The sequence below is a fragment of the Kitasatospora sp. NPDC091207 genome, assembly GCF_044768625.1.
In the GTDB taxonomy this organism is placed as follows: domain Bacteria; phylum Actinomycetota; class Actinomycetes; order Streptomycetales; family Streptomycetaceae; genus Kitasatospora.
In genome coordinates, this window is the sequence record NZ_JBIVVS010000020.1 from 128,152 (window position 1) to 155,044 (window position 26,893).

8 protein-coding genes are annotated in these 26,893 nt (G+C 76.1%); 3 read left to right on the forward strand and 5 right to left on the reverse strand.

What is annotated here, in order from left to right; translation table 11 throughout:
* Positions 1–245: 245 nt before the first annotated feature.
* Entirely contained in the window at positions 246–1,172 is a 927-nt protein-coding gene (locus tag ACIQTO_RS28385) for an LLM class F420-dependent oxidoreductase (RefSeq protein ID WP_402393654.1), read from the reverse strand.
* A gap of 163 nt (positions 1,173–1,335) precedes the next feature.
* Between ACIQTO_RS28385 and ACIQTO_RS28390 the strand changes: the two genes are divergently transcribed.
* Together ACIQTO_RS28390 and ACIQTO_RS28395 are read left to right on the forward strand one after the other, a co-directional pair.
* The gene (locus tag ACIQTO_RS28390; protein ID WP_402393657.1) at positions 1,336–1,689 is read left to right on the forward strand and encodes a DUF6401 family natural product biosynthesis protein; all 354 of its coding nucleotides are present in this window, start codon (positions 1,336–1,338) and stop codon (positions 1,687–1,689) included.
* 197 nt (positions 1,690–1,886) lie between these two features.
* Positions 1,887–2,612 (forward strand): alpha/beta hydrolase, encoded by a 726-nt coding sequence (locus ACIQTO_RS28395; protein ID WP_402393686.1) that lies wholly within the window; start codon positions 1,887–1,889, stop codon positions 2,610–2,612.
* A gap of 11 nt (positions 2,613–2,623) precedes the next feature.
* Here the strand turns inward: ACIQTO_RS28395 and ACIQTO_RS28400 are convergent, their stop codons facing one another.
* Complete coding sequence (locus ACIQTO_RS28400) at positions 2,624–3,523, reverse strand: SDR family NAD(P)-dependent oxidoreductase (protein ID WP_402393660.1); 900 nt, start codon at positions 3,521–3,523, stop codon at positions 2,624–2,626.
* Between the two features lie 433 nt (positions 3,524–3,956).
* Here ACIQTO_RS28400 and ACIQTO_RS28405 point away from each other — a divergent pair, with 433 nt between their 5' ends.
* Positions 3,957–5,651, forward strand: a complete 1,695-nt coding sequence (locus ACIQTO_RS28405; protein WP_402393663.1) for a fatty acid CoA ligase family protein — start codon at positions 3,957–3,959, stop codon at positions 5,649–5,651.
* Positions 5,652–5,730: 79 nt separating this feature from the next.
* On the opposite strand, the gene ACIQTO_RS28410 is transcribed toward ACIQTO_RS28405, so the two are convergent.
* The 3 genes from ACIQTO_RS28410 to ACIQTO_RS28420 form a co-directional block, all read right to left on the reverse strand.
* Positions 5,731–12,321, reverse strand: coding sequence for a type I polyketide synthase (locus tag ACIQTO_RS28410; RefSeq protein ID WP_402393666.1), 6,591 nt, complete (start codon positions 12,319–12,321; stop codon positions 5,731–5,733).
* Positions 12,322–12,411: 90 nt separating this feature from the next.
* Entirely contained in the window at positions 12,412–24,282 is an 11,871-nt protein-coding gene (locus ACIQTO_RS28415; protein ID WP_402393669.1) for an SDR family NAD(P)-dependent oxidoreductase, read from the reverse strand.
* Positions 24,275–26,893: type I polyketide synthase (locus ACIQTO_RS28420; protein ID WP_402393672.1), on the reverse strand; the 2,619-nt coding region annotated here is incomplete at its 5' end. The genes ACIQTO_RS28420 and ACIQTO_RS28415, both read right to left, overlap by 8 nt.

Consider the following 26,893-nt stretch of genomic DNA (forward strand, 5'->3'; position numbering starts at 1 on the left):
CCCTTCAAGAGAGAGTAAAGACTAGTGGTCAGCGCCGGTCCGACCGAGCCCTTTCGCACCGGCGCGACGCCGCCCGCACAACGCCCTCGCAGGACGCCCCTCGGACCGACGCATTCGGGACGGCCCGTGCGGGGCGGCCCGTGCGGGACGGCCCGTGCGGGGCCGCGCGGAAGCGCCGGGCCGCCCGCTCCCCGCCCCGGCGGCGCGGGGTGGGCGGGGCGGCCCGGCGCGGGTGCTGGGGCCGGTCAGCCCAGCTGCGGGGCGACCCGGGAGGCGATCAGCTCAAGGTGGTCGAGGTCGTCCAGGTCGAGGATCTGCAGGTAGACGCGCTCGGTGCCGACGGCGGCGTAGCGGCCGAGCGCCGCCACCACCTCGTCGGGCGTCCCGGCCAGGCCGTTGGCCTTCAGCTCGGCCACGTCGCGGCCGATCGCGGCGGCCCGGCGCGCCACCTCGGCGTCGTCCCGGCCCACGCAGGCGACCAGGGCGTTGGAGTACACGAGGTCGTCGGCCCGGCGGCCGGCCCGCTCGACGGCGGCCCGGACCCGGCCGAACTGGGCGGCGCTCTCCTCGGCCGAGACGAACGGCAGGTTGAACTCGTCGGCGAAGCGGGCGGCCAGCGCCGGGGTCCGGGTCGGGCCCTTGCCGCCGACCAGCACCGGGATCTTCTGCTGGGCGGGCTTGGGCAGCGCGGGCGACTCGGTCAGCCGGTAGTACTCGCCGGCGAAGTCGAAGGTGTCGCCGACCTTGGTGCTCCAGAGGCCGGTGATGATGGCCAGCTGCTCCTCCAGCCGCCCGAACTTCTCCTTCGGGAAGGGGATGCCGTAGGCGGCGTGCTCCTCCTCGTACCAGCCGGCGCCGAGGCCGAACTCGACCCGGCCACCGCTCATCGCGTCGACCTGGGCGACCTGGATGGCGAGCACACCGGGCAGCCGGAAGGTGGCGGCGGTCATCAGGGTGCCGAGGCGGATGGTGCTGGTGTCGCGGGCCAGGCCGGCCAGCGTGATCCAGGCGTCGGTCGGGCCGGGCAGGCCGTCCACCCCGCCCATCTTGAGGTAGTGGTCGGAGCGGAAGAAGGCGCTGAAGGTGCCGAGCTCCTCGGCGGTCCGTGCCACCCGGAGCAGGGTGTCGTAGCTGGCGCCCTGCTGGGGCTCGGTGAAGATTCGAAGATCCATGCGGTCCATTCTGGTACAGACCACCCCGTGCTTCCGGGTGATCCGCAGTTTCGGCCGGGTGGCGCGGCCCGCCGGCGGACGGCCACCGCCGCGACCGGTGGGGTGGCCAAGGTCTCAGCCCGCGCGGCCGCCCCGCCTGGCCGGCTCGCCTACCGTTGGACGGATGTTCGCCACGCCCGACGAGTCCCACCGGGGCTCCCCCGACCAGCCGGCCGGCTGCCCGCTGCCCGGGATCGTCGCCGCCTTCACGCCGCGGCTGGCCGAGTTCGCCTTCGAGCCCGGCTTCGTCGCCGCGGTCGACCAGCACGTCGCCCAGCTGCGCGAGTTGCTCTACGCGCAGGGGCCGGAGCTGCTGCCCCGGGCCCTCGGCCGCGCGGAGCTGTCGGAGTACGCGGAGGGTTTCCTCGACGCGCTCGTCGAGATCGGCTGGCGGGAACCGGTGGGCTACGACTTCGCGGTGCACCGGCTGACCGCGATCTGCTGGCTGGTGCGCGAGCAGGGCCTGCTCGCCCCCTGACGGCGGACCGTACCGTCCGGCCGGAACGATTCTTCCGGGTGGGCCCCGCCGCCGGTCGGGCTGCGCGTACAGTGGCCGTCCAACGGACGGACGGCGGGGCGGGACGGTACAGGGTGAGCGGCGACGACACGGCGAACACGGTCCGGACCGGTCGCGAGGGCAGTGCGGCCGGGCACCGGGCCCTGGTCTGGCGGGAGCTGCCCGAGCGCCCCGCGGCCGCGGTGCTGGTGCTGCACGGCGGCCAGGAGCACAGCCGCGGCCGGCCCGGCCCGCTCAACCTGCCCGGCCTGCGGATGTACGGGTTCGTCCGGGCGCTGCGCCGGGAGACGGCGGGGGCCGGGGTGGCGATCGGCACGGTCCGCTACCGCCATCGCGGCTGGAACGGCGACCGCGCGGACGCCGCCCGGGACGCCCGCGCCGCGCTCGGCGACCTGGCCGAGGAGCTGGGCCACGTGCCGACGGTACTGGTCGGCCACTCGATGGGCGGCCGGGCGGCGCTGCGCGCGGCGGGCCACCCGAACGTCACCGGCGTGGTCGCGCTGGCGCCGTGGTGTCCGGCGGCGGACCCGTGCGACCAGCTGGCCGGCCGGGACGTCCTGATGCTGCACGGCGACCGCGACAAGGTCACCGGCCCGGCCGACACCCGCGCCTTCGCCGCCCGCAGCCGCGCGGCCGGTGCCCGGGTCTGCGGCTACACCGTGCTCGGCAGCGGTCACGCCCTGCTCCAGCGCTCCGGTGACTGGCACCGCGCGACCGCCCGGCTCTGCGCCGGCCTGCTCGGACTGCGTGACCTCCCCGCCGAGGTCGACGCCGCGCTCGCGCTGCCCGCCGACGCCCCCGGCGCCCTCGGTCTCCCGCTGCCCGCCCAGCCGCGCACCGCGCCGCCGGGCCGCCTCACTCCGGTCCTGCCGACCGACGCCTGACTCCGGACCGCTCACCGGTCGCCGGGCCGGTCGCCGTCCGCCGCCGCCCCGGCGGTCGCGCCGGGGGCGGGCACCGCGTGCTCGGCCGCGCGGCTGACCTCCTCCCAGGCCGCCCAGGTCGCCATCCGGCTCCGCGCGATGTCGAACGCCAGGTCGTAGACCATGCTCCCGAGCAGCAGGCGCAGCGGCGGCTCCTCGCTGTCGACGAGCTTGAGCAGCGCCTCGGCGGCGAGCTTCGGGTCACTGTCGACCGAGCCCTCGGCGAACTGCTTCGCCAGCTCGGCTCGGAGCGGGTCGTAGGCCGCCAGGGGGTCGGTGCTGCGCATCGCCGTATAGAGGTCGGTCCAGTAGCCGCCGGGCTGGACCATGCTCACCTTCACGCCGAAGCCGGCCGCCTCCCTGGCGAGCGCCTCGCTCAGCCCCTCCAGGGCGAACTTGCTCGCGCTGTACAGCCCGGTGCTCGGGAAGCCGCCCAGGGCGGCGATGCTGGAGATCTGCACGAGGTGCCCGGCGCCCTGGGCCCGCAGGGTGGGCATCACCGCCTGGCTGACCCAGAGCGCGCCGAAGAAGTTGACGTCCAGCTGGGCGCGGGCCTCCGCCTCGCCGAACTCCTCCACCATGCCCATCGAGAGCATGCCGGCGTTGTTGACGACGATGTCGAGCCGGCCGAAGTGGCCGACCGCCTCGGCGACGGCCGCGAACACCGCGTCCCGGTCGGTGACGTCCAGCCGCAGGGGCAGCACCCGCCCGGGGTGGGCGGCCGCCAGCTCCTCCAGCGGCCCGGTGCCGCGGGCGGCGACGGCCACCCGGTCGCCCGCGGCCAGGGCCGCGTCGGCGAAGGCGCGACCGAGCCCCCGGCCGGCACCCGTGATGAACCAAACGCGGTCGGTACGTCCGGCTGAGCTACGCATCAGCGGCACTCCCCTCGATTGAGACGAGACGGTTCGTCTCGTGTGACGTCCCCACTATCGCCCGCCCCGATCTTCCCGTCAAGACGGAACGTCTCGTCTCAAGGGTGGAAGCCGCCCCGCCCCCGACGGACCGGCCGTCGCGCCGACCGCCTCCCCCCGCGGCGTCAGGTGCATTGCCCACGACCCTTTTTGGCGGTTTCCGACCGCCGTGATCGCGCGGCCGGTAGCGTCACTCCTGTCGTCCGAGGCCCATGGGCACCGGCTGCCCCACGGGCACCGGGCGCCGCCCGGTGCGACGTGTCAGGGCAGCGCTGCGGGGAGCGCGCCTTCGTGTGGACCCCGAGGAGTGAGCACCAGTGATGACTGCCAGCCGCCGCGGCGAAGTCGAGACCGTACCCGCGGGCGAGCCCGCCGCCGGACGGGCGGCCCGAGGATGACCCTCTCCCCCCGCCACCCGTTCGAGCCCGAAGCGGGCCTCGCCGACTACCTGGAACGACACGCCCGCACCGACCCCGAGAAGACCGCGATCATCCATCCGGACGGCCGCGAACCGGACGGCGGGATCCGCTACCGCGAGCTCAGCTACGGCGAACTGCAGCGCCGGGTCGAGGAGTTGGCCACCGGATTCAGCCGGATCGGGATCACCTCGGGCATGCGGACCATCCTGATGCCCAAGCCCGGACCGGATCTGTACATCCTCGTCTTCGCCCTGCTGCGGATCGGCGCCGTGCCGGTGGTGGTGGACCCGGGCATGGGCATCAAACGGATGCTCAACTGCTACCGCGCGGTGGGCGCGGAGGCCTTCGTCGGCCCCTCGGTCGCCCACGCCGTCCGGGTGCTCGGCCGCCGCACCTTCGCCACCGTCCGGATCAAGGTGACGCTGGGGCGCCGCTGGTTCTGGGGCGGCCACACCCTGGACGGGCTGCTCGGCGGCTCCGGGTCGGCACCGGCCCGGCCGGTCACCGGCGACGACCTGATGATGATCGCGTTCACCACCGGGAGCACCGGCGCGGCCAAGGGCGTCGAGAGCGTCCACCGGATGGCCACCGCGACGGCCCGGCAGATGCACGCCGCGCACGGGCGCGACCGCGACGACATCTCACTGGTCACCGTGCCGATCTGGGGGCTGTTCGACCTGATCTACGGCTCCACCATGGTGCTGGCGCCGATCGCCCCGGCCAAGGTGGCACAGGCCGACCCGGAGCTGCTGACGGCGGCGCTGACCCGGTTCGGGATATCCACCGTGTTCGGCTCCCCCGCACTGTTCCGGGTCCTCGCCGCGCACCTGGAACGGGAGCGCGTCCCGCTGCCCGCGCTGCGCAGCGTGGTGTCCGCCGGAGCGCCCGTCCCGCCGGACCTGGTGGCCACGCTGCGCCGGGTGCTGGACGAACGGACCGGGATCCACGTCGCCTACGGTGCCACCGAGGCGATGCCGATCTCCTCGATCGAGTCGGCCGAGATCCTGGGCGAGACGGCGGCGCGCGGGGCGCTGGGCGACGGCACCTGCGTGGGCCGGCCGGTGGACGGGACGGAGGTGCGGATCGTCCGGGTCAGCGACGACCCGCTGCCGGAGTGGGACGCGGGCCTCCCGGTCACCCCCGGGGAGATCGGCGAGATCGTGGTCGCGGGGGACGTGGTCAGCCCGCGCTACCACGCCACCGCGGACGCCAACGCCCAGTACAAGATCCACGAACGGCCGGCGGCGGGCCCCGAGCGGAGCTGGCACCGCACCGGTGACCTGGGCTATCTGGACGACGCCGGGCGGCTCTGGTTCTGCGGGCGCCGGGCCCAGCGGGTCCGCACCGCCGAGGGCGACCTGCACACCGTCCGGTGCGAGGGGGTCTTCAACGCGCACCCGCTGGTCCGGCGCAGCGCGCTGGTCGGCGTCGGCGCCCCCGGCGCCCAGCGGCCGGTGGTGTGCGTGGAGACCGAACCCGGCGTCGGCGAGGAGCAGTGGCCGGAGCTGCTGGACGAGCTGCGCCGGCTCGGCGCGGACCAACCGCTGACGGCGGGGCTGCGGGACTTCCTGCGGCACCCCGGGTTCCCGGTCGACATCCGGCACAACGCGAAGATCGGGCGCGAGGAGCTGGCCGGCTGGGCCGAGCAGCAGAGCGTCACCCGCGCCTGAGCCCTCCCCCTGGTGGGCCGGTCCGGGCGGTGTTCCCGCCCGGACCGGCCCGCGAGGAGCCCGCGAGGAGCCCCGTGGGTCAGCGCGTCAGCCAGAAGGCCTGGCGCTGGAAGGCGTACGTGGGCAGGTCCACCCGCCGCCCGCCCGCGAGGACGGGGCGCCAGTCGACCGCCCCGCCGCGCACCCACGCGCGGGCGAGCTCCTCCACCGGCCCGGCCGGGGCGGCCGGCTGTGCTGCGGAGGCCGGTTCCGGTCCGACCGCGATCACGTTCTCGGCCGGCACCCCCTCGGCCAGGGCCTTCAGGCCGCCGAGGAACCCCTCCCGGTCGGCGGCGAGCACCACCGCGCGGTGCTCCAGGCCCGCCCGGCCGGTGGCCAGCGAGAAGGCGACGTCCCGGGCGGACAGCTCGGTCCGGGAGGCCACGAAGGCCGCGAGGCGCTCCGCCTGCGCGGCCACCGCGGCCGCGGTGCGGCCGGACAGCACCCAGGGCAGCGGCCCGCCGTCCGGGCCGGCGGTCTCGGTGGTCTCGGCGGCCCCGGTGGCTTCGGCCGGCGGCGCGAGGTCGGGGACGTGTTCCAGGACGACGTGCGTGTTGGTGCCGCTCATCCCGAACGAGGACACCCCGGCCCGCCTCGGCCGGCCGGTCTCCGGCCACGGCCGCGCCTCGGTCAGCAGCCTGACCTCCCCGGCCGACCAGTCCACCCGCGGCGACGGCTGCCCGGCGTGCAGGGTCCTGGGCAGCACGCCGTGCCGCATGGCCAGCACCGTCTTGATCACTCCGGCCACCCCGGACGCCGACTGGGTGTGGCCGATGTTGGACTTCACGGTGCCCAGCCAGAGCGGCCGCTCCGGCGACCGGCCGGCCCCGTAGGCGGCCAGCAGCGCGGTGGCCTCGATCGGATCGCCCAGCGCCGTGCCCGTCCCGTGCGCCTCCACCGCGTCGACCTGATCCGGCGTCAGCCCCGCGTTCGCCAGGGCCTGTTGGATCACCCGCTGCTGGGCCGCCCCGTTGGGTGCGGTCAGCCCGTTGCTCGCGCCGTCCTGGTTGACGGCCGAACCGCGGACCAGCGCCAGCACGGGATGCCCGTGGCGGCGCGCGTCCGACAGCCGCTCCAGCAGCACGACGGCGACCCCCTCGGCCATCCCCATGCCGTCCGCGTCGGCCGAGAAGGACTTGCAGCGGCCGTCCGCCGACAGCTCGCCCAGCCGGCTCAGCCCGACCAGCTCGGAGGGGTAGGACATCACCGTGACCCCGCCCGCCAGGGCGAGCGAGCAGTCGCCCTGGCGCAACGCCTGGGCCGCCAGGTGCAGGGCCACCATCGAGGACGAGCACGCCGTGTCGACGGTGACCGCGGGGCCCTCCAGGCCGAGGGCGTAGGAGACCCGGCCGGACAGGATGCTGATCACGTCGCCGAGGCCGAGGTGCGGCTTCAGTTCGTCGGTGACCTCGGCCTGGGCGCCGTACCCCTGGTAGCGGGAGCCGATGTAGACACCGGTCCGGCTGCCGCGCAGGGTGTGCGGGTCGATGCCCGCGCGCTCGGCGGCCTCCCAGGAGGCCTCCAGCAGCAGCCGCTGCTGCGGGTCCATCGCCAGGGCCTCGCTCGGGCCGATGTCGAAGAACCCGGCGTCGAACTCGGCGGCGTCGTGGAGGAATCCGCCCTCCCGCGTGCAGGTGGTGTCGGGGCGGCCCGGCTCCGGGTGATAGAGGCCCGCGAGGTCCCAGCCGCGCCCGGTGGGCAGGCCGGAGACGGCGTCGGTACCGGCGTCCACCAGCCGCCACAGGTCCTCGGGCGTGCGGACGCCGCCCGGCAGGCGGCAGCTCATCGCCACGATCGCCACCGGGTCGTCGTCGGTGCCGGCGGCCGCCGGCTGCTCGGCCGTCCGGGGCGACTCCCCCAGGATCTCGGTCCGGAGCCGGCCGGCGAGCGCGAGCACCGTCGGGTGGTCGAAGACCACGGTGGTCGGCAGCCGCAGCCCGGTCGCGGTGTTCAGCCGGTTGCGCAGATCGACCGAGGCCAGCGACTCGAAGCCGAGGTCGCGGAAGGGCCGCCCGGTCGCGACCGCCTCGGGCGAGGCGTGGCCGAGCACCGCCGCCACCGTCCCGGCGACCAGCTCCAGCAGCTCCCGGTCGGCCTCCGCCGGACGGCCCGCCAGACGACGGCGCCACTGCGCGAGCACGTCCGCCGCCTGCCCCTGTCCCGGCCCCTGCTCCGGCCGCTCGCTCCGGCGGCCCCGGCGGGCCTCGGGTATCGCGTCCAGGAGCGGTCGCGGCCGGGCCGAGGCGAAGGCCGGGACGAAACGGTCCCAGGCCACGTCGACCACGGCGACGAAGGTCTCGTCGCGGTCCAGGACCTGCTGGAGGGCGGCGACAGCCGGTTCGGGGTCCATCAGGGGCAGCCCCTGTCGGAACAGCCGGCCCTCCGCCTCCTTGGCGGGGCCCTCGGCGCCCCAGCGGTCCGGGGTGTTCCAGAGCCCCCAGGCCACCGAGGTCGCCCGCAGGCCCCGGGCCCGGCGCTGCTGCGCCAGGGCGTCCAGGTAGGCGTTGGCCGCCGCGTAGGCGCCGTGGTCGCCGCTGCCCCAGACCCCGGCGACGGACGAGAACAGCACGAAGGCGTCCAGGTCGTCCAGGTCGTCCAGGTCGGCGCGGTCGGCGCGGTCGGCGCCGTTCTCCCGGTCGTGCCGGTCGAAGATCTGGTCGAGGTGGCGGGCGCCGTCCGCCTTGGCGGCGAGCACCTCGGCGAACTCCGCCGGCGTGGTGGCGTCCAGCGAACTCAGGCGGATGAAGGCGGCGGCGTGCACGACGGCTCGCACCGGCGTACCGTCCGCCGCCAGCCGGGCCACCAGCGCGGCCAGCGCGGAGCGGTCGGCGACGTCGCAGGCGGCGATCGTCAACCTCGTTCCGGCGGAGGCGAGTTCGGACTGGAGCGCGGTCGTCGCCGGACCGGTGGCGCCGGAGCGGCTGGTGAGCACCAGGTGTTCGGCCCCGCTGCGGGCCAGCCAGCGGGCGAGGTAGGGGCCCACCGCCCCGGTGGCACCGGTGAGCAGCACGGTGCCGCGCGGCCGCCAGCCGACGGCTCCGGCCTCGGCGGCCGGGGCGGCCGCGCGGACCAGGCGGCGCGCGTACAGGCCGCCGGCCCGCACGGCCAGCTGGTCCTCGTCGTCGATCCCGGCGAGCGCGCCGCAGAGTCGGGCGCGCGCCCGGTCGTCCAGTTCCTCCGGCAGGTCGACCAGACCGCCCCAGCGGTCGGGGTGCTCCAGCGCGACCGTCCGGCCGAGACCCCAGAGGGCCGCCTGGTCGGGGCTGTCGAGCGGGTCGTCGCCGGCGACCGAGACCGCGCCGCGGGTCGCGCACCAGAGCGGGGCCCCGACGCCCGCATCGCCGAGGGCCTGCACCAGGGTGAGGGCGAGTGCCAGGCCGACCGGCAGCGCGGGGTGGTCGGGATGCGGCTGCCCGGCCGGTGCCGGCAGCGCCAGCACCCCCGCCAAGGGCGCTTCGCCGGCGGTGAGTTCACGCAGCCGCCCGGCCACCCGGGCGCGGTCGTCGGCCGGGTCGAGCGCGATCCGCAGCACCCGGGCGCCGTGCTCGGTGAGGGTCCGTCCGGCCTCGGCGGCCCAGGGGTCGCCGGTGTGGCCGGCGGGAGCCGCCACCAGCCAGGTGCCGCTCAGGGCCGGCGCGGACGGCTCCCGCAGCGGCTGCCAGTCGACCACGTAACGCCAGCCGTCCACCACGGACCGCGTCCGCTCCCGCTGCCGCCAGGCCGCGAGCACCGGCAGAGCGGGCGCCAGGGCGTCGACGGCCGCTCCCCGGTCCGGGCCGACGCCCAGCGCGCCGGCCAGTGCCTCGACGTCGCCCTGCTCGACGGCCGTCCAGAACGACCGGTCCGCGAGGGGCCGCTCGCCGGTGTCCGGCTCGTCCTGCGGCTGCTCGTACCCGGGTTGGTCCTCCAGCCAGTAGCGGCGGCGCTGGAAGGCATAGGTGGGCAGGTCGACCGGGCGCCCGCCGGCGAGGGCGGTGCTCCAGTCCACCGGCAGCCCGGCCGTCCAGAGCCCGGCGACGGAGTCCAGCACCCGGGCCGCGCCGCCGTCGTCACGGCGCAGCGTGCCCGTCACGGTCGCGGTGCGCTCGGCGCTCTCCACGGTGTCCTGGACGGCGGTGGTCAGCACCGGGTGCGGACTGACCTCGACGAACACCCCGTGGTCGTCGTCGAGCAACGCCCGGGTGGCCGCCTCGAACTCCACCGCCTGCCGCAGATTGGCGTACCAGTAGGCGGCGTCCAGCTCCTCGCCGTCCATCCGCCGCCCGGTCACCGAGGAGTAGAACGGCACACTCGCCGGGCCCGGCACCACCGGCGCCAGCACCTCGACCAGCTCGTCCCGGACCAGGTCGATCTGCGGCCCGTGCGAGGCGACACCCGCCTGAACCCGGCGGACGCGGACGCCGTCCGCCTCGCAGGCCGCCACGAAGGCGTCCAGCGCGTCGAGATCCCCCGACACCACCACGGTGCCCGGCCCGTTCACGGCAGCCACCGAGAGCCGCCCCTCCCAGCCCCGCAGCCGCTCGCGCACCTGCGCCTCCGGCAGGAACACCGGGGCCAGCCCGCCGCGACCGGTCAACGCGGCGAGCGCACGGCTGCGCAGGGCGGCGAGCCGGGCGGCGTCCGCCAGCGACAGCACACCGGCCACACAGGCCGCCGCCACCTCGCCCTGCGAGTGCCCCACCACGGCGGACGGCTCCACCCCGTAGGACCGCCAGACCGCCGCCAGCGACACCATCACCGAGAACAGCACCGGCTGCACCACGTCGATCCGGTCCAGTGAGGGAGCACCGGGCAGACCGCGCAGGACGTCCAGGGGATCCCAGTCCAGATGGGGCTTCAACGCCTCGGCGCACTCCGCCATCCGGCCTCGGAAGACCTCCGACTCCGCCAGCAGCTCGACACCCATCCCGAGCCACTGCGAGCCCTGGCCCGGGAAGACGAAGACGGTGCCGTCGTGCGGGGTGACGGCGGACCGGACGATTCCGGCGGCGGGCCGGCCCTGCGCGAGCGCGTCCAGACCGCGCAGCAACGCCTCCCGGTCCTCACCCAGCACCACCGCACGCTCCGGCAACCCCGCCCGGGTCACCGCCAAGGCATGACCGACATCCCGCGTGCCCAGCTCCGGCCGCTCCCGCAGATGAGCCGCCAACCGGCCCGCCTGCGCCCGCAACGCACCCTCGTCACCGCCCGACAGCAGCCACGGCACCCCGTCACCGCCGCCACTCACCACCGGGGACTCCACCGGCGGCGCCTCCTCCAGCACCACGTGCGCGTTCGTCCCGCTGATCCCGAACGAGGACACCGCCGAACGCCTCGGCCGCCCCGTCTCCGGCCACGGCCGCGCCCGCGTCAACAACTCCACCGCACCCGCCGACCAGTCCACCCGCGGCGACGGCTCGTCCACGTGCAACGTGGCCGGCAACACCCCGTGCCGCATCGCGAGCACGGTCTTGATGACCCCGGTGACACCGGCCGCGAACTGGGTGTGGCCGAGGTTCGACTTCACCGACCCCAGCCAGGCCGGTCGGTCCTGCGGCCGGCCCTGGCCGTAGGTCGCCAGCAGCTCGACGGCCTCGATCGGGTCGCCCAGCGCCGTACCGGTGCCGTGCGCCTCCAGCAGGTCGACCTGGTCGGCCGTCAGCCGCGCCTCGGCCAGGGCCTGCCGGATCACCCGGCGCTGCGCGGCACCGTTCGGCGCGGTCAGACCGTTCGACCTGCCGTCCTGGTTGACCGCGCTGCCCCGGAGCAGCGCGAGCACCGGGTGCCCGTGGCGGCGGGCGTCGGAGAGCCGCTCCACCAGCAGCAGGCCGACCCCCTCGGCCACGCTCATCCCGTCGGCGCCGGCGCCGAAGGCCTTGGAACGGCCGTCGCGGGCCAGGGCGCGCTGCCGGGCGAGCTCCAGGATGCCGTCCATGGTGGACATCACGGTCACTCCGCCGGCCAGGGCGAGATCGCACTCGCCCTGCCGGAGCGACCGGGCCGCGAGGTGCAGGGCGACCAGCGAGGACGAACAGGCCGTGTCCACCGTGACGGCCGGCCCCTCCAGCCCGAGCGTGTAGGAGACCCGGCCGGAGGCGACGCTGCCCGACCGTCCGTTGCCGAGGTAGCCCTCCAGCCCCTCCGGGACCCGGCTCAGCCGGGTGCCGTAGTCGTGGTAGCCGAGGCCCGCGAAGACTCCGGTGCGGGTGCCGCGCAGCGTGTGCGGGTCGATGCCCGCCGCCTCGACGGCCTCCCAGGACGTCTCCAGCAGCAGCCGCTGCTGCGGGTCCATCCCGAGCGCCTCGCGCGGGCTGATCCCGAAGAACTCCGCGTCGAAGTCCGCGACGTCGTCCAGGAATCCGCCCTGCCGCACGTAGAACGTGCCGGGCACGTCCGGGTCGGGGTCGTAGCGGCCGTCGATGTCCCAGCCCCGGTCCCGGGGCAGGTCGGCGATCACGTCCGTGCCGTCGGTCAGCAGCGTCCAGAGGTCCTGCGGTGTGCGCACCCCGCCCGGCAGCCGGCAGGCCATGCCCACGATGGCGATCGGCTCGGCCGCGCTGTCGGCGAGTTCGGCGTTCTGCCGGCGCAGCAGCTCGTTCTCCTTCAGCGAGAGCCGCAGGGCTTCGACGAGGCGGTCCTGGGTCTCAGGCATCTTTCCTCCACTGGCGGGTTCCGGGTCGGGCGGCCGCCGCGGCGCCGGTCGGCCGGGCAGGCCGGCCGGCGCCGCGGCCGGGTCGCGCGGTCATGTCGCGCTGCCGAAGGCGCGGGCGATCAGGTCGTCGGCGTCCATGCCGTCGAGCCGGTCGAGTTCGTCGTCGGCCGCCCCGCGCGCCGGGGACGGGGACGGCGCCGGGGAGGCCGGCAGGTCGGGCCGGTCGGCCGGGCCGGACTCGGCCGGCCGGCCGGCGAGGCCCAACAGCAGGTCGAGCAGCCCGAGTTCGCGCAGCCGGTCGAGCGGGAGCGCGGCGAGGGTCCGGCGGATCTCCTCCTCACCGGGCCCGGACCCGCCGGTGGTGGCGGCGGTGGCGGCGGACGGGGTCACCGTCCCGGTGTCGGCTCCGGTGTCGGCTCCGTCGGGGAAGAGCTCCTGCCGCACCCGCTCGGCGAGTTCGCGCGCGCTGGGGCTCTCGAAGACGACGGTGGCGGGCAACCGCAGCCCGGTCGCCGTGTTCAGCCGGTTGCGCAGCTCGACGGCGGTCAGCGAGTCGAACCCCAGGTCCTTGAACGGGCGGTCCGTCCCCACCAGGTCCGGTCCGTCGTGGCCGAGCACGGTGGCGGCGTGGCCCCGGACCGCCCGCAGCAGGACGCGGGCGCGCTCGGCGGCCGGCAGCCGGGTCAACCGCACGACCAGCGATTCGTCCTCCGCCCGGTCGGTGCGGACCGTCCGCCGTGCCGGGGTGACCAGTTCGCGCAGCAGCGGGGCGAGGTCCTCGCCCCGGCTCCGCAGGCCGGCCAGGTCGAGCGGCGCGGCCACCAGCGTCGACCGGTCCAGCCGCACGGCCGCGTCGAAGAGCGCCAGACCCTGCTCCGGCGTCATCCCGACGGCGCCGCTCCTGGCCAGTCGGCCGTGGTCGCTCGCGCCGAGGTGCCCGGTCATACCGGTGCGGGGCTGCCAGAGCCCCCAGGCCAGCGACAGGGCCGGCCGGCCCGCGGCCCGCCGCCGAGCGGCGAGCGCGTCCAGGAAGGCGTTGGCCGCCGCGTAGTTGCCCTGCCCGGGGCTGCCGAACACACCGGCGGCCGAGGAGTAGAGCACGAAGGCGGCGAGGTCCTCGCCGGCGGTGAGGTCGTGCAGCGCGAGCGCCGCGTCGGCCTTGGGCCGCAGCACCGCGGCCACCTGGTCGGCGGTCAGGGAGTCCACCACGCCGTCGTCGAGGACGCCCGCGGTGTGCACGACGGCGCTCAGCGGCGGGTGGACGCCGGCGAGCAGCGCGCGCAGCGCGTCCCGGTCGGCGGTGTCGCAGGCGGCGATCGTCACCTCGGCGCCCAGCTCCCTCAGCTCGGCTTCGAGCGCACCCGCGCCCTCGGCCGCCGGACCGCTCCGACCCACCAGCAACAACTGCCGCACCCCGTACGACCGCACCAGATGCCGAGCCAGCAACGACCCCAGCGTGCCGGTCCCACCGGTGATCAGCACCGTACCCTCCGGGCCGAGCTGCCGGGGAACGGTCAGCACGGCCTTGCCGATCAGCCGGGCCTGGCTCAGTTGCCGGAAGGCCTCGGGTGCCCGGCGTACGTCCCAGCAGGTGGTCGGCAGGGGCGACAGCACGCCCTGCTCGAAGAGGTCCACCAGCTCGGCCAGCATCTGCCGGATCCGGTCCGGCCCGGCGGCCGCCACCAGGTCGAACGCCCGGTACGTCACGCCCGGGTGCGCGGCGGCCACCTCCTCGGCCGCGCGGACGTCCGTCTTGCCCAGCTCGACGAACCGGCCGCCGCGCGGCAGCAGGCGCAGCGAGGCGTCGACGAACTCCCCGGCGAGGCAGTCGAGGACGACGTCCACACCGCGCCCGCCGCTGGCCGCCAGGAACGACTGCTCGAACCCGGTGGTCCGCGAGTCGGCGATCCGGTCCTCGTCGAGTCCCAGTGCGCGCAGGGCCGCCCACTTGCCCCGGCCGGCCGTCCCGTAGACCTCGGCGCCCAGGTGCCGGGCCAGCTGGACGGCGGCCGTCCCGACCCCGCCCGCGGCCGCGTGGATCAGCACCGACTCACCGGCGCGCAGGCCGGCCAGGTCGACCAGGGCGTAGTAGGCCGTCAGGAAGGCCACCGGCATGGCCGCCGCCTCGGCGAACGACCAGCCCTCGGGCATCCGGGCGACCAGCCGGGCATCGGCCACCGCCAGCGGCCCGAAGGACTTGGGCAGCATGCCGAGGACACGGTCGCCGGGCGCGAACCCGGTGACCCCCGGTCCGGTCTCCAGCACCACTCCGGCGCCCTCGCCGCCGAGGTACGCCGCCGGGTCCGGGTACATCCCCAGCGCGACCAGGGTGTCGCGGAAGTTCAGCCCGGCCGCGCGGACGGCGATCCGCAGCTCTCCGGCGGCCAGCGGCGCGAGCGCCTCGGGGTGCGGGGCCAGCGCCAGGTTCTCCAGCGTGCCCGGCTCGTCGGTGGCCAGGTGCCAGTCGGGCCCCTCGGGCACCCGCAGTTCGCCCCGGGCCGCCGCCCGGACGAGCCGGGGGGCGTACAACGCGCCGCCCCGGACGGCGATCTGGGGCTCGCCCGTGGCGGCGGCCGCGTTCAGCAGCTCCGGCGCGGCGGGGTCGTCGTCGAGGTCGACGAGGACGAACCGGCCGGGGTGCTCGGCCTGCGCGGAGCGCAGCAACCCCAGGACGGCCGCGCCGACCGGGTCCGGCGCACCGTCCGCGGCGAGGGCGGCCACAGCGCCCCGGGTCACCACCGCCAACGGGCCGGTGTCGGAGGGGGCTTCGGCCAGCCGGGCACGGATCTCGGTCAGCACCCGCTGGACGGCGTCCCGGGCGTCCCGGGCCGGGTCGGCGCCGGAGGGCGAGGTGACGTCCTCGGAGGGCGAGGCGCCGCCCTCGGACGGCGGGGTGACGAGGAGCCGCGCCGGCTGTGCGGCGGGACCGGCGGGACCGGCCGGGAGCGGCAGTGCCCTCCACACCACGTCGAAGAGCGCGTCGGCGCCGGTCGCCGGGTGCTGCCCGAGCGAGCCGCCCGGAATCTCCCGGACCAGGAGCGAATCCGCGGAGGCCACCGGCCGGCCGTCCTCGTCGGCGACCAGCAGCGTCACCGTGTCCTCACCGGTCGGCACCAGCCGGACCCGCAGCACCGCGGCGCCCGAGGCGTGCGGACGGTAGCGGCTCCAGGAGAAGGGGAGCCGCGCGGCGCCGCCGGCGCCCTGGAGCGCCCAGGCGTGCAGGGCGCTGTCCAGCAGGGCCGGGTGCAGGGCGTAGCGCCCGGCCTCGGCCCGTTCGGACTCCGGGAGCCCGACCTCGGCGAAGATCTCCGCCCCGCGCCGCCAGAGCGCCCGCAGCCCGCGGAACGCCGGTCCGTAGCCGTAACCGGCCTCGTCGAGGCGCTCGTAGAAGCCCGCCGTGTCCACCGCGACCGCGCCCTCCGGCGGCCAGACGCTCAGGTCCGGCTCCCCGGCGGGCTCGTCGGACGCTCCGGCGGGTTCGGCCGGGGCCAGCAGGCCGCCGGCGTGCCGGGTCCACGGCTGCCCCTCGCCCTGGCAGGCGTGGACGGTCACCGTCCGCCGTCCGGTGTCGTCGCGGTCGCCGACCGCCACCTGAATGCCGACCGCCGCCCCGTCCGGCAGCGGCAGCGGTGCCTCGATGACCAGTTCCTCGATCACCGGGCAGCCCACCTCGTCGCCGGCCCGGACAGCCAGTTCGACGAAGGCCGTGCCCGGCAGCAGGACGGTGCCCGCCACGGCGTGGTCGGCGAGCCACGGGTGGCCGCGCCGCGAGAGCCGGCCGGTGAGCAGCAGGCCGTCGCCGCCCGCCGGTGCGACCACGGCGCCGAGCAGCGGGTGACCTGCGTCGGCCAGTCCGAGCCCGACGGCCGAGCCGCCGTGGTCGGTGACAGCGGGCCGCACCCAGTAGCGGCGGCGCTGGAAGGCGTAGGTGGGCAGGTCGACCGGGTGCCCGCCGGCGACGGCGGTGCTCCAGTCCACCGGCAGCCCGGCCGTCCAGAGCCCGGCGACGGAGGCCAGCAGGCGCGCCGCGCCGCCGTCGTCACGGCGCAGCGTGCCCGTCACGGTCGCGGTGCGCTCGGCGCTCTCCACGGTGTCCTGGACGGCGGTGGTCAGCACCGGGTGCGGGCTGACCTCGACGAACACCCCGTGGTCGTCGTCGAGCAACGCCCGGGTGGCCGCCTCGAACTCCACCGCCTGCCGCAGATTGGCGTACCAGTAGGCGGCGTCGAGTTCCTGACCTTCGGTCAGTTTCCCGGTCACCGAGGAGTAGAACGGCACACTCGCCGGGCCCGGCACGACCGGCGCGAGCGCCTCCAGCAGCTCGGCGCGCAGCCGCTCCACCTGCGAGGTGTGCGAGGCGTAGTCCACCGGAATCCGCCGGGCCCGCACCCCCTGTTCCTGATAGTGCGTCAAAAGCTCTTCCAGGGCGCCCGGTTCACCGGCCACCACGGTACCGGCGGGGCCGTTCAGCGCCGCGATCTGGATCCGGTCCTGCCAGCGGACGAGCAGCTCACCGACCTCGTCGGCGGGCAACGGAACGGACACCATGCCGCCGAGCCCGGCCAGCCCGGTCAGCGCCCGGCTGCGCAGGGCCACCACCCGCGCCGCGTCCGGCAGCGACAGCGCGCCCGCCACACAGGCCGCCGCGATCTCCCCCTGCGAATGCCCCACCACCGCCGCCGGCTCGACACCGTACGAACGCCACACCTCGGCCAGCGACACCATCACGGCGAACAGCGCGGGCTGCACCACATCGACCCGCTCCAACGACGGCGCCCCCGGCCCGCCGCGCAGGGCCTCGAAGAGATCCCAGTCGACGAACGGCTTCAGCGCCTCCGCGCACTCGGCCATCCGGGCGGCGAAGACCTCCGACTCCGCCAGCAGCTCGACACCCATCCCGAGCCACTGCGAGCCCTGGCCCGGGAAGACGAACGCCACCCGGTCGTCGGCGCTCGCCCCGGCTCGCACCGTCCCGGCGGCGGGCCGGCCCTCGGCCAGCGCGTCCAGGCCGCTCAGCATCGCCTCCCGGTCCGCCCCGAGCACCGCCGCCCGCTCGGGCAACGCCGCCCGGGTGGTCGCCAACGAGTACCCGACGTCTCGCACTCCCAGCTCCGGCCGCTCCCGCAGCTGCGCCGCCAAGCGCCCCGCCTGGGCGCGCAAGGCACCCTCGTCACCGCCCGACAGCAGCCACGGCACCCCGCCGTCCGCGCTGCCGTCCACCGGCTCGGTCTCCTCCGGCGGCGCCTCCTCCAGCACCACGTGCGCGTTCGTCCCGCTGATCCCGAACGAGGACACCGCCGAGCGCCTCGGCCGCCCCGTCTCCGGCCACGGCCGCGCCCGCGTCAACAGCTCCACCGCACCCGCCGACCAGTCCACCTGCGGCGACGGCTCGTCCACGTGCAACGTGGCCGGCAGCACCCCGTGCCGCATCGCCTGGATCATCTTGATCATTCCGGCGGCGCCGGCGGCCCCCTGGGTGTGGCCGAGGTTCGACTTCACCGACCCGAGCCACACCGGGCGGTCCTGCGGCCGGTCCTGGCCGTAGGTCGCCAGCACCGCCTGCGCCTCGATCGGGTCACCCAGCCTGGTCCCCGTCCCGTGCGCCTCCACCGCGTCCACCGCGTCGGCGGAGAGCCCCGCGTTGGCCAGAGCCTGCCGGATCACCCGCTGCTGGGCCGGTCCGTTCGGTGCGGACAGCCCGTTGCTCGCACCGTCCTGGTTGACGGCGCTGCCCCGGACCACCGCGAGCACCCGGTGCCCGTGGCGGCGGGCGTCGGAGAGCCGCTCCAGGACCAGCAGGCCGACCCCCTCGGACCAGCCGGTGCCGTCGGCCGCGGCCGAGAACGGCTTGCACCGGCCGTCGGCCGCCAGCCCGCGCTGCCGCGAGAAGCCGGTGAACGCGGCCGGCGTGGTCATCACGGTCACGCCGCCGGCCAGCGCCAGCGAGCACTCCCCGGAGCGCAGCGAACGGCTCGCCAGGTGCACCGCCACCAGGGCGGACGAGCAGGCGGTGTCGACGGTGATGGCCGGGCCCTCCAGCCCGAGCGAGTAGGAGATCCGGCCGGACGCGACGCTGCCCGCACCCCCCGTACCCGCGTAGGGCTCCAACTCGGAGGCGCCCTCGGCTCCTTCGAGCAGTGCGCCGTACTCGTGGTACAGCAGCCCCGCGAACACCCCGGTGTCACTGCCCCGCAGGGACGCCGGGTCGATGCCCGCCTGCTCGACCGCCTCCCAGGAGGCCTCCAGTAGCAGCCGCTGCTGGGGGTCCATCGCGAGCGCCTCGCGCGGGCTGATCCCGAAGAACTCCGCGTCGAACTCACCCGGGTCGGCCAGGAACCCGCCCGCGTCGACATAGCTCTTGCCGGGACGGTCCGGGTCGAGGTCGAACAGCGCGTCGAGGTCCCAGCCCCGGTTCTCCGGGAAGTTCCCGACCACGTCCCGGCCCGCCGCGACCGTCTCCCAGAGGTCCTGCGGGGAGTCGATGCCGCCGGGGAACCGGCAGGACATGCCGACGATCGCGATGGGCTCGTCCGGCGCCGCGACGGCGGGGGCGGCCGCGCGGGCGGCCGCCGGCGCCCCGAACAGCTCGGCCTCCAGCCACCGGGCCAGCGCCGCGGGGGTCGGGTGGTCGAACACCAGGGTGGCCGGCAGTCGCAGCCCGGAGGCCGCGGCGAGCCGGTTGCGCAGCTCCACGGCGGTCAGCGAGTCGAAGCCCAACTCCCGGAAGGCCAGTGCCGGTTCGACCCCGGCGGTGGTGCTGTGGCCGAGCACCGTCGCGGCGTGCGAGCGGACCAGCTCCAGCAGTGCCCGCCCGCGCTCACCGGCCGGACGGGCGGCGAGCCGCTCCGCCAGGGTGCCGTCCGCCCGGCCCTCGGCGGCCCGGGCGACCCGCCGCCCCGGCCGCACCAGGCCGCGCAGCAGGGCCGGGACGGGGGCGTCCGCCGCACGGAGCCCGGCGAGGTCGAGCGCCATCGGCACCAGGACGGCGTCACCCGCCGCGAGCGCGGCGTCGAACAGCGCCAGCCCCTGCGCCGAGGAGAACGGCCGGACCCCGCTCCGGGCGATCCGACGGTGGTCGGCGCCGTCCAGATGGCCCGTCATACCGCTGGCCTCGGCCCACAGGCCCCAGGCCAGCGACACGGCCGGAAGGCCCCGCGCCCGGCGCGCCTCGGCGAGCGCGTCCAGGGCGGCGTTGGCCGCCGCGTAGCCGCCCTGACCGGCCCCGCCGAGCACTCCGGCGGCGGAGGAGAAGAGGACGAAGGCGGCGAGGTCCTGGTCGGCGGTGAGTTCGTGCAGCGCGAGGGCGGCATCGATCTTCGGCCGCAGCACCGCGGCCATCCGCTCCGGTGTCAGACCGGCCACCAGGCCGTCGTCCAGCACCCCGGCGGCATGCACCACGCCGGTCAGCGGACGCTCCAGGCCGGCCAGCAGCGCGCGCAGCGCGTCCCGGTCGGCGGTGTCGCAGGCGGCGATCGTCACCTCCGCGCCCAGCTCCCTCAGCTCGGCTTCGAGCGCACCCGCACCCTCGGCCGCCGGACCGCTCCGACCCACCAGCAACAGCCGCCGCACCCCGTACGACCGCACCAGATGCCGGGCCAGCAACGACCCCAGCGTGCCGGTCCCACCGGTGATCAGCACCGTACCCTCCGGGCCGAACCGCGAAGCCGGCGCGGCGCCCTCGGACGGAACCGCCCGCACCAACCTGGGCACCAGTACCTCGCCGGCCCGGAGCGCCAGTTGGGGCTCCGGGGAGCCGAGCACGGCCGGGGGCAGCAGCGGCACGGCCTCCGGGTCGTCGATGTCCACCAGGACGAAGCGACCCGGGTGCTCGGCCTGCGCGGAGCGGACCAGGCCCCAGACCGCCGCACCGGCCGGGTCGGCGGCCTCGCCGGGCCGGGCGGCGACCGCGGACCGGGTCACCACGACCAGCCGGCGGTCCGCCGACCGCTCGTCGGCCAGCCAGGACTGCAGGGTTTCGAGCGCCCGGCGGGCCAGCAGGTGCACCGCCCCCGCCGGGTCGGCCTCGTCGGCCCCGGGGGCGGGGAAGTGCTCGACCACCACGGCGGCCTCCTCGGCGGCCTCCTCGGCGGCCGACGCCGCCGGGACGGCGGCCCCGGACCGGCCGGGCGCCGGCACCCAGGCGATCCGGTGGAGGGCGTCCCCGGCCGTGGCCCCGGCGCCGCCGAACTCCTCGACGGAGACGGGGCGCAGCGCGAGCGAGCGCGCGCTCGCCACCGGCCGGCCGGCCGGATCGGCGACGGCCAGCGCCATCCGGTCGGACCCGTCCGGGCGCAGGCGTACCCGCAGGGACGAGGCGCCCACCGCGTGGACGCGCACCTCGTTCCAGGCGAAGGGGAGGCGGGCGGGGATGGGGGTCTCATCGGCCGGGGTGGCGGCGGCGGTCGCACCAGCCGTGTCGGCTGCGTCTGCCGTGTCGGTCGCGTCGGCCAGGAAGGTGGCGTGCAGGGCGGCGTCGAGCAGCGCCGGGTGCAGCCCGTACCGGCCGGCCTCGGCCGACTGCTCCTCGTCCAGGCCGACCTCGGCGAACACCTCCGTGCCTCGGCGCCAGGCGGCGCGCAGCCCGCGGAAGGCCGGCCCGTAGTGGTAGCCCGCCGCCACCAACCGCTCGTACAGCCCCGCGGTGTCCAGGGCCACGGCCCCCGGCGGCGGCCACACCCCGGCGTCGAAGGCGTCCGGCGAAGGCTCCGGGGCCGGACCGAAGGGGGCCAGCACGGCGGTGGCGTGCCGGCTCCACGGCCCGTCGCCGCCCTGCTCGGGCCGGGTGTGGATCCCGACGTGCCGCACGCCGGACGGCTGCGCGGCACCCACACGCACCTGCAACTGGAGGCCGCCCCGCTCGGGCAGGACCAGCGGCCGCTCGATCACCAGCTCGTCGAGCAGCTCGCAGCCCACCTGGTCACCGGCCCGGACGGCGAGTTCGACGAAGGCCGTCCCCGGCAGGATGGCGGTGCCCGCCACAGCATGGTCGGCCAGCCAGGGGTGGCTGTCCAGCGAGAGCCGGTTGGTGAACAGGACTTCGTCGCTGTCCGCCGGCTCGATCACCGCGCCGAGCAGGGGGTGGTCCGCCGTACCGAGACCGGCGCCGGTCAGCCCGCCGGCCGCGAGCCCGGAGGCGTTCAGCCAGTACCGCTGCCGCTGGAACGGATAGGTCGGCAGCTCCACCCGCCGCGCGGGCACGCCGCCGAAGGCCGCCGACCAGTCCACCGGCCGGCCCTGGACGTGCACCTCGGCGACCGAGGCGAGGAACCGGGCGAGTCCGCCGTCGTCACGGCGCAGCGAGCCGACCGTGATGCCCTGGCTCCCGGCCGCGGCCAGCGTCTCCTGCACGCTCGTCGTCAGCACCGGGTGCGGGCCGATCTCCACGAAGACGCCGTGGCCCTGCTCGGCCAGCGCCCGCGTCGCGGGTTCGAAGGCGACGGTCCGGCGCAGGTTGCGGTACCAGTAGTCGGCGTCGAGCTCGGCACCGGTCAGCCACCGCTCGTCCACCGTCGAGTAGAACGGCACGACCGCCGGACCCGGCTCGATCGGCGCGAGCACCTCCAGCAGCTCGGCGCGCAGCAACTCGACCTGCGAGGTGTGGGAGGCGTAGTCCACCGGAATCCGCCGGGCCCGCAGGTCCTTCTTCTGACAGTGCGTCAACAGCTCTTCCAGGGCGCCCGGTTCACCGGCCACCACGGTACCGGCGGGGCCGTTCAGCGCCGCGATCTGGATCCGGTCCTGCCAGCGGACGAGCAGCTCACCGACCTCGTCGGCGGGCAGCGGAACGGACACCATACCCCCGCCGCCGGCCAGCGCGGTCAGCGCCCGGCTGCGCAGGGCGACCACCCGGGCCGCGTCCGACAACGACAGCGCGCCCGCCACACAGGCCGCCGCGATCTCGCCCTGCGAGTGCCCCACCACGGCGGCCGGCTCGACACCGTAGGAGCGCCACAGCTCGGCCAGCGACACCATGACGGCGAACAGCGCGGGCTGCACCACGTCGACCCGCTCCAGGGACGGCGCGTCCGGCCCGCCGCGCAGGGCGGCGAAGAGGTCCCAGTCGACAAAGGGCTTCAACGCCTCGGCGCACTCGGCCAGTCGTGCCCGGAACACCTCCGAGGCCTCCGCCAGCTCGACCGCCATGCCCACCCACTGCGCGCCCTGGCCGGGGAAGACGAACACCGTCCGGCCGGGGCCAGGCCCCGCCGCCACGCCGCGGACCACACCCGGCGCCGGCAAGTCCCCGGCCACGGCGGCGAGGCCGCGCAGCAGTTCGTCCGGGTCGGCGCCGAGCAGCACCGCGCGGTGTTCCAGGACGGCCCGGGTGGTCGCCAGCGCGTGCCCGACCGCCGACGGGCCGACCACGGCGTCGGCCTCACGGCCGGTCGCACGGTCGGCCACGCGGTCAGCCGTCGGACGCTCCTGGAGGAGGGCCGACCGCAGTCGCACGGCCTGCTCGCGCAGCGCGGGCGCGCTGCGCGCCGACAGCAGCCACGGCACCACGGCGGGCGGGGCGGAGGCGGCGGAGGCGTCCGGCGCGGGGGCGACCGGGGCCTCGTCCCGCTCCGGCTCCGACGCGGCCGGCGCCTGTTCGAGGACGACGTGCGCGTTGGTCCCGCTCATGCCGAACGAGGAGACCCCGGCCCGGCGCGGACGGTCGAGCGCCGGCCACGGCCGGGCCTCGGTCAGCAGTCGGAGCGCTCCCGAGGACCAGTCGATGTGCGGGGACGGCTCCTCGGCGTGCAGCGTCCTGGGCAGCACCCCCTTCCGCATCGCCATCACCATCTTGATCACCCCGGAGACGCCGGCCGCACCCTGGGCATGGCCGACGTTGGACTTCAACGAGCCCAGCCACAGCGGCTGTTGCTCCGGCCGCTCCCGGCCGTAGGTGGCCAGCAGCGCCTGCGCCTCGATCGGGTCACCCAGCTTGGTCCCCGTCCCGTGCGCCTCGACCACGTCGACCTCCGCGGCGGACAGCCGGGCATCGGCCAGAGCCCGCCGGATCACCCGCTGCTGGGAGGGGCCGTTCGGCGCCGACAGCCCGTTGGACCGGCCGTCCTGGTTGACCGCCGAACCGCGCACCACGGCGAGGACCTGATGGCCGTTGCGGCGCGCGTCCGACAACCGCTCGACCAGCAGCAGTCCGACCCCCTCGGCCATGCCGAAGCCGTCCGCGCCCGCCCCGAAGGCCCGGCAACGCCCGTCGGTGGACAGACCGCGCAGCCGGGAGAAGCGGACGAACTCCTCGGGGGTGAGCATCACCGTCACGCCGCCGGCCAGCGCCAGCGAGCACTCGCCCGACCGCAACGACTGGACGGCGAGGTGCAGGGCGACCAGCGACGAGGAACAGGCCGTGTCGACCGTCACCGCCGGGCCCTCCAGGCCCAGGGTGTAGGAGATCCGGCCCGACGCGACGCTGGCGGCGCTGCCGGTGCCGACGTGCCCCTCCAGATCCGGGGGGATCTTCGCACCGCGCCGCGCGTAGTCGCCGTAGACCACCCCGGCGAACACCCCGGTATCGGTGCCGCGGACCGACACCGGATCGATGCCCGCGTGCTCGAAGGCCTCCCAGGCGGTCTCCAGCAGCAGCCGCTGCTGGGGGTCCATCGCCAGCGCCTCGCGCGGCGAGATCCCGAAGAACGCCGCGTCGAAGTCGGCGGCGTCGTGGAGGAACCCGCCGGCCCGGACGTAGGAGCGGCCCGGTACGTCGGGGTCCGGGTCGTAGAAGTCCGTGAGGTCCCAGCCCCGGTTCGCCGGCAGCTCCGAGATCACGTCGGCGCCGGCCGCCACCAGGTCCCAGAGACCCTCGGGCGAGGTGACCCCGCCGGGCAGCCGGCAGGCCATGCCGACGATCGCGATCGGCTCCTGCCGGCTGTCCTCCACCTCCCGCAGGCGGTCGCGGGTCTCGCGCAGCTCGGCGGTCACCCGGTTGAGGAAGTAGCGCATCCGGTCGTCATTCATGAGCGTTTCCCTCTGCGGAGTCATCGGGCTGGTAGATGCCGAACTCGTCGCCGAGGAGTCCGATCAGTTCGTCGTCGGTCACGGCTTCGAGTTCGGTGACGGTGTCGGCGGGGCCGGCGGCGGCGCCCGGCGCGGTGGCGCGCCAGCCGGCCAGCAGGTCCTGGAGGCGGTCGCCGACCGCCTGCCGTTCGGCCCCCGCGACCGCGGCGGCGGCCAGGATCGCCGCCAGCCGGTCCAGTTCCGCCAGGATCGGCACCACCGTGGTGTCGGGGCGCGGGGCCAGCTCGGCGTACAGGTGATCGGCGAGCGCCGCCGGCGTCGGATGGTCGTAGATCAGGGTGGCGGTCAGTCGCAGGCCGGTGGCCGCCCGCAGGCGGTTGCGCAGTTCGACGGCGGTCAGCGAGTCGAAGCCGAGGTCCTTGAACGGCTGGTCCGGCTCGATCGCCTCCGGCGAGGAGTGCCGCAGGACGGTCGCGATCACCGGCCGGACCAGCTCCAGCAGCGCCCCGGGGCGCTCGGCCTCCGGCAGCTCCGCCAGGCGGCGGGCCAGGCCGGTCGAGAGCCCGTCCGGATCGGTCGCGGCCACCGGGTCAGGGGCGGCGGCACCGCGCCGCACCGCGCGGAGGTCGGCCAGCAGGGGCACGCTCCAGGCCGGGTCGTCCCAGGCACAGCGCAGGACGGCGACGGAGGTCTCGTCGTGGTCGAGGATCCCCCGCAGGACGTCCAGCGCCAGCTCCGGGTCGAGGTCCTGGGCGCCGTGGCGGCGGATCCGCTCCTCGACGCCGGGGGTGGCCCCGTCCCAGTGGCCCCAGGCGATCGCGGTGGCGGGCAGGCCGTTGGCGCGCCGGTGGTGGGCCAGGGCGTCCAGATAGGCGTTGCCCGGCGCGTAGTTGGCATGGCCGGCCAGGCCGCAGGTGCCGGCGAAGGAGGAGAACAGCACGAAGGCGGAGAGGTCCAGGCCCTCGGTCAGCTCGTGCAGCACCCGGGCGCCACCGACCTTGACACTCAGCACCCGCTCCATCTGATCAACCGTCAGATCACCGATCAGGGCGTCGTCGAGCAGGGTGGCCGTGTGCAGCACGGCGGTGAGCGGGTACTCCGCCGGCAACCCGGCGAGCACCTCCGCCACCGCGGCCCGGTCGGACAGGTCGCAGACAGCCATGGCGACCCGCGCACCCGAAGCGGTCAGTTCGGCAACGAACTCGTCATCCTCCCAGCCGGCTTCGCTCAGGAGGAGCAGGTGCTCGGCGCCGTCGCCGGCCAGCCGACGGGCGACGTGACGGCCGAGGGCACCGGTGGCACCGGTGATCAGCACGGTGCCCCGGGGCTCCCAGGCACGGACCGGCGCCACGCCGGCCAGCGGCGCCCGCTCCAACCGGCGGACGAACGACCCTGCCGCCCTGACCGCCAGTTCGTCCTCGCCGTGCCCCCCGAGCAGCGCCGCGACGGTGGCCCGCGCCACCTCGCCGCCGCCGGACTCCGGCACGTCCACGATGCCGCCCCACCGGTCCGGCAGTTCGGCGGCGACCACCCGGCCCAGGCCCCAGACCGTGGCCTGCTCCGGGCTCGGCACCTGCTCGTCGGCGCCGACCGCCACCGCGCCACGCGTCACACACCACAGCGGCGCCGCAACACCCGTGTCCTCCAGGGCCTGCACCAGCGACACCGTCGCCGCCAGCGCCCACGGCACCGCCCCACCACCGACCGCCGACCCCGGTCCAGCCGCCAGCAGCGACACCACACCGGCCGGCTCCCGGCCCTTCAGCAGCGCCACCAGCGACTCACGGTCACACGTCTCCTCCACCACCAACGTGCCTGAACCCACGCCACGTTCGGCGAACGCCGCCTCCAGCGCCGCGGCCCGCTCGCCGTCCCCAGCTCCGTCCGGCACCACCAGCAACCACTCGCCCCCGGACACCTCCGCGGCAGCCACCACCTCCAACGGCCGCCACCCGACGCGATAGCGCAACGCATCCACCGCACTCAGCGGCGAAGCACCGGCCGGCTCCAGCCAGAACCGCTCACCCTGGAAGGCATACGTCGGCAGATCCACCCGACGCCCACCGGCAGCGGCCACGCTCCAGTCCACCGGAACACCGCGCACCCAGACCTGTGCGGCCGAAGTGAGGAACCGGTCCAGGCCGCCCTCCCCCCGCCGCAGTGACCCCACCGCGACGGCCGCGCCGCCGGACTCCTCCACCGTCTCCTCCACGGCCAGGTTCAGCACCGGGTGCGCGCTGCTCTCCACGAACGCCCGGAACTCGTCGGCCGCACAGGCCCGGACGGCCTCGTCGAACCGCACCGGCTCCCGCAGATTCCGGTACCAGTACTCCGCGTTCAACACCGCCGGATCCAACAGGCCACCCGTCACGGACGAATAGAACGGCACATCCGCCGACCGGGACGTGACCTCGCCCAGGACATCGAGCAACCGCTCCCGCACCGACTCGACCTGCGCGGAATGCGAGGCGTAGTCGACCGGAACCCGACGCGCCCGCACCCCCCGCGCCTCGCACTCCGCCAACAGCCCCGCCAACGCCGACGGATCCCCCGACACCACCACCGAGTTCGGCCCGTTCACCGCCGCCACCGACAACCCACCACCCCCGGC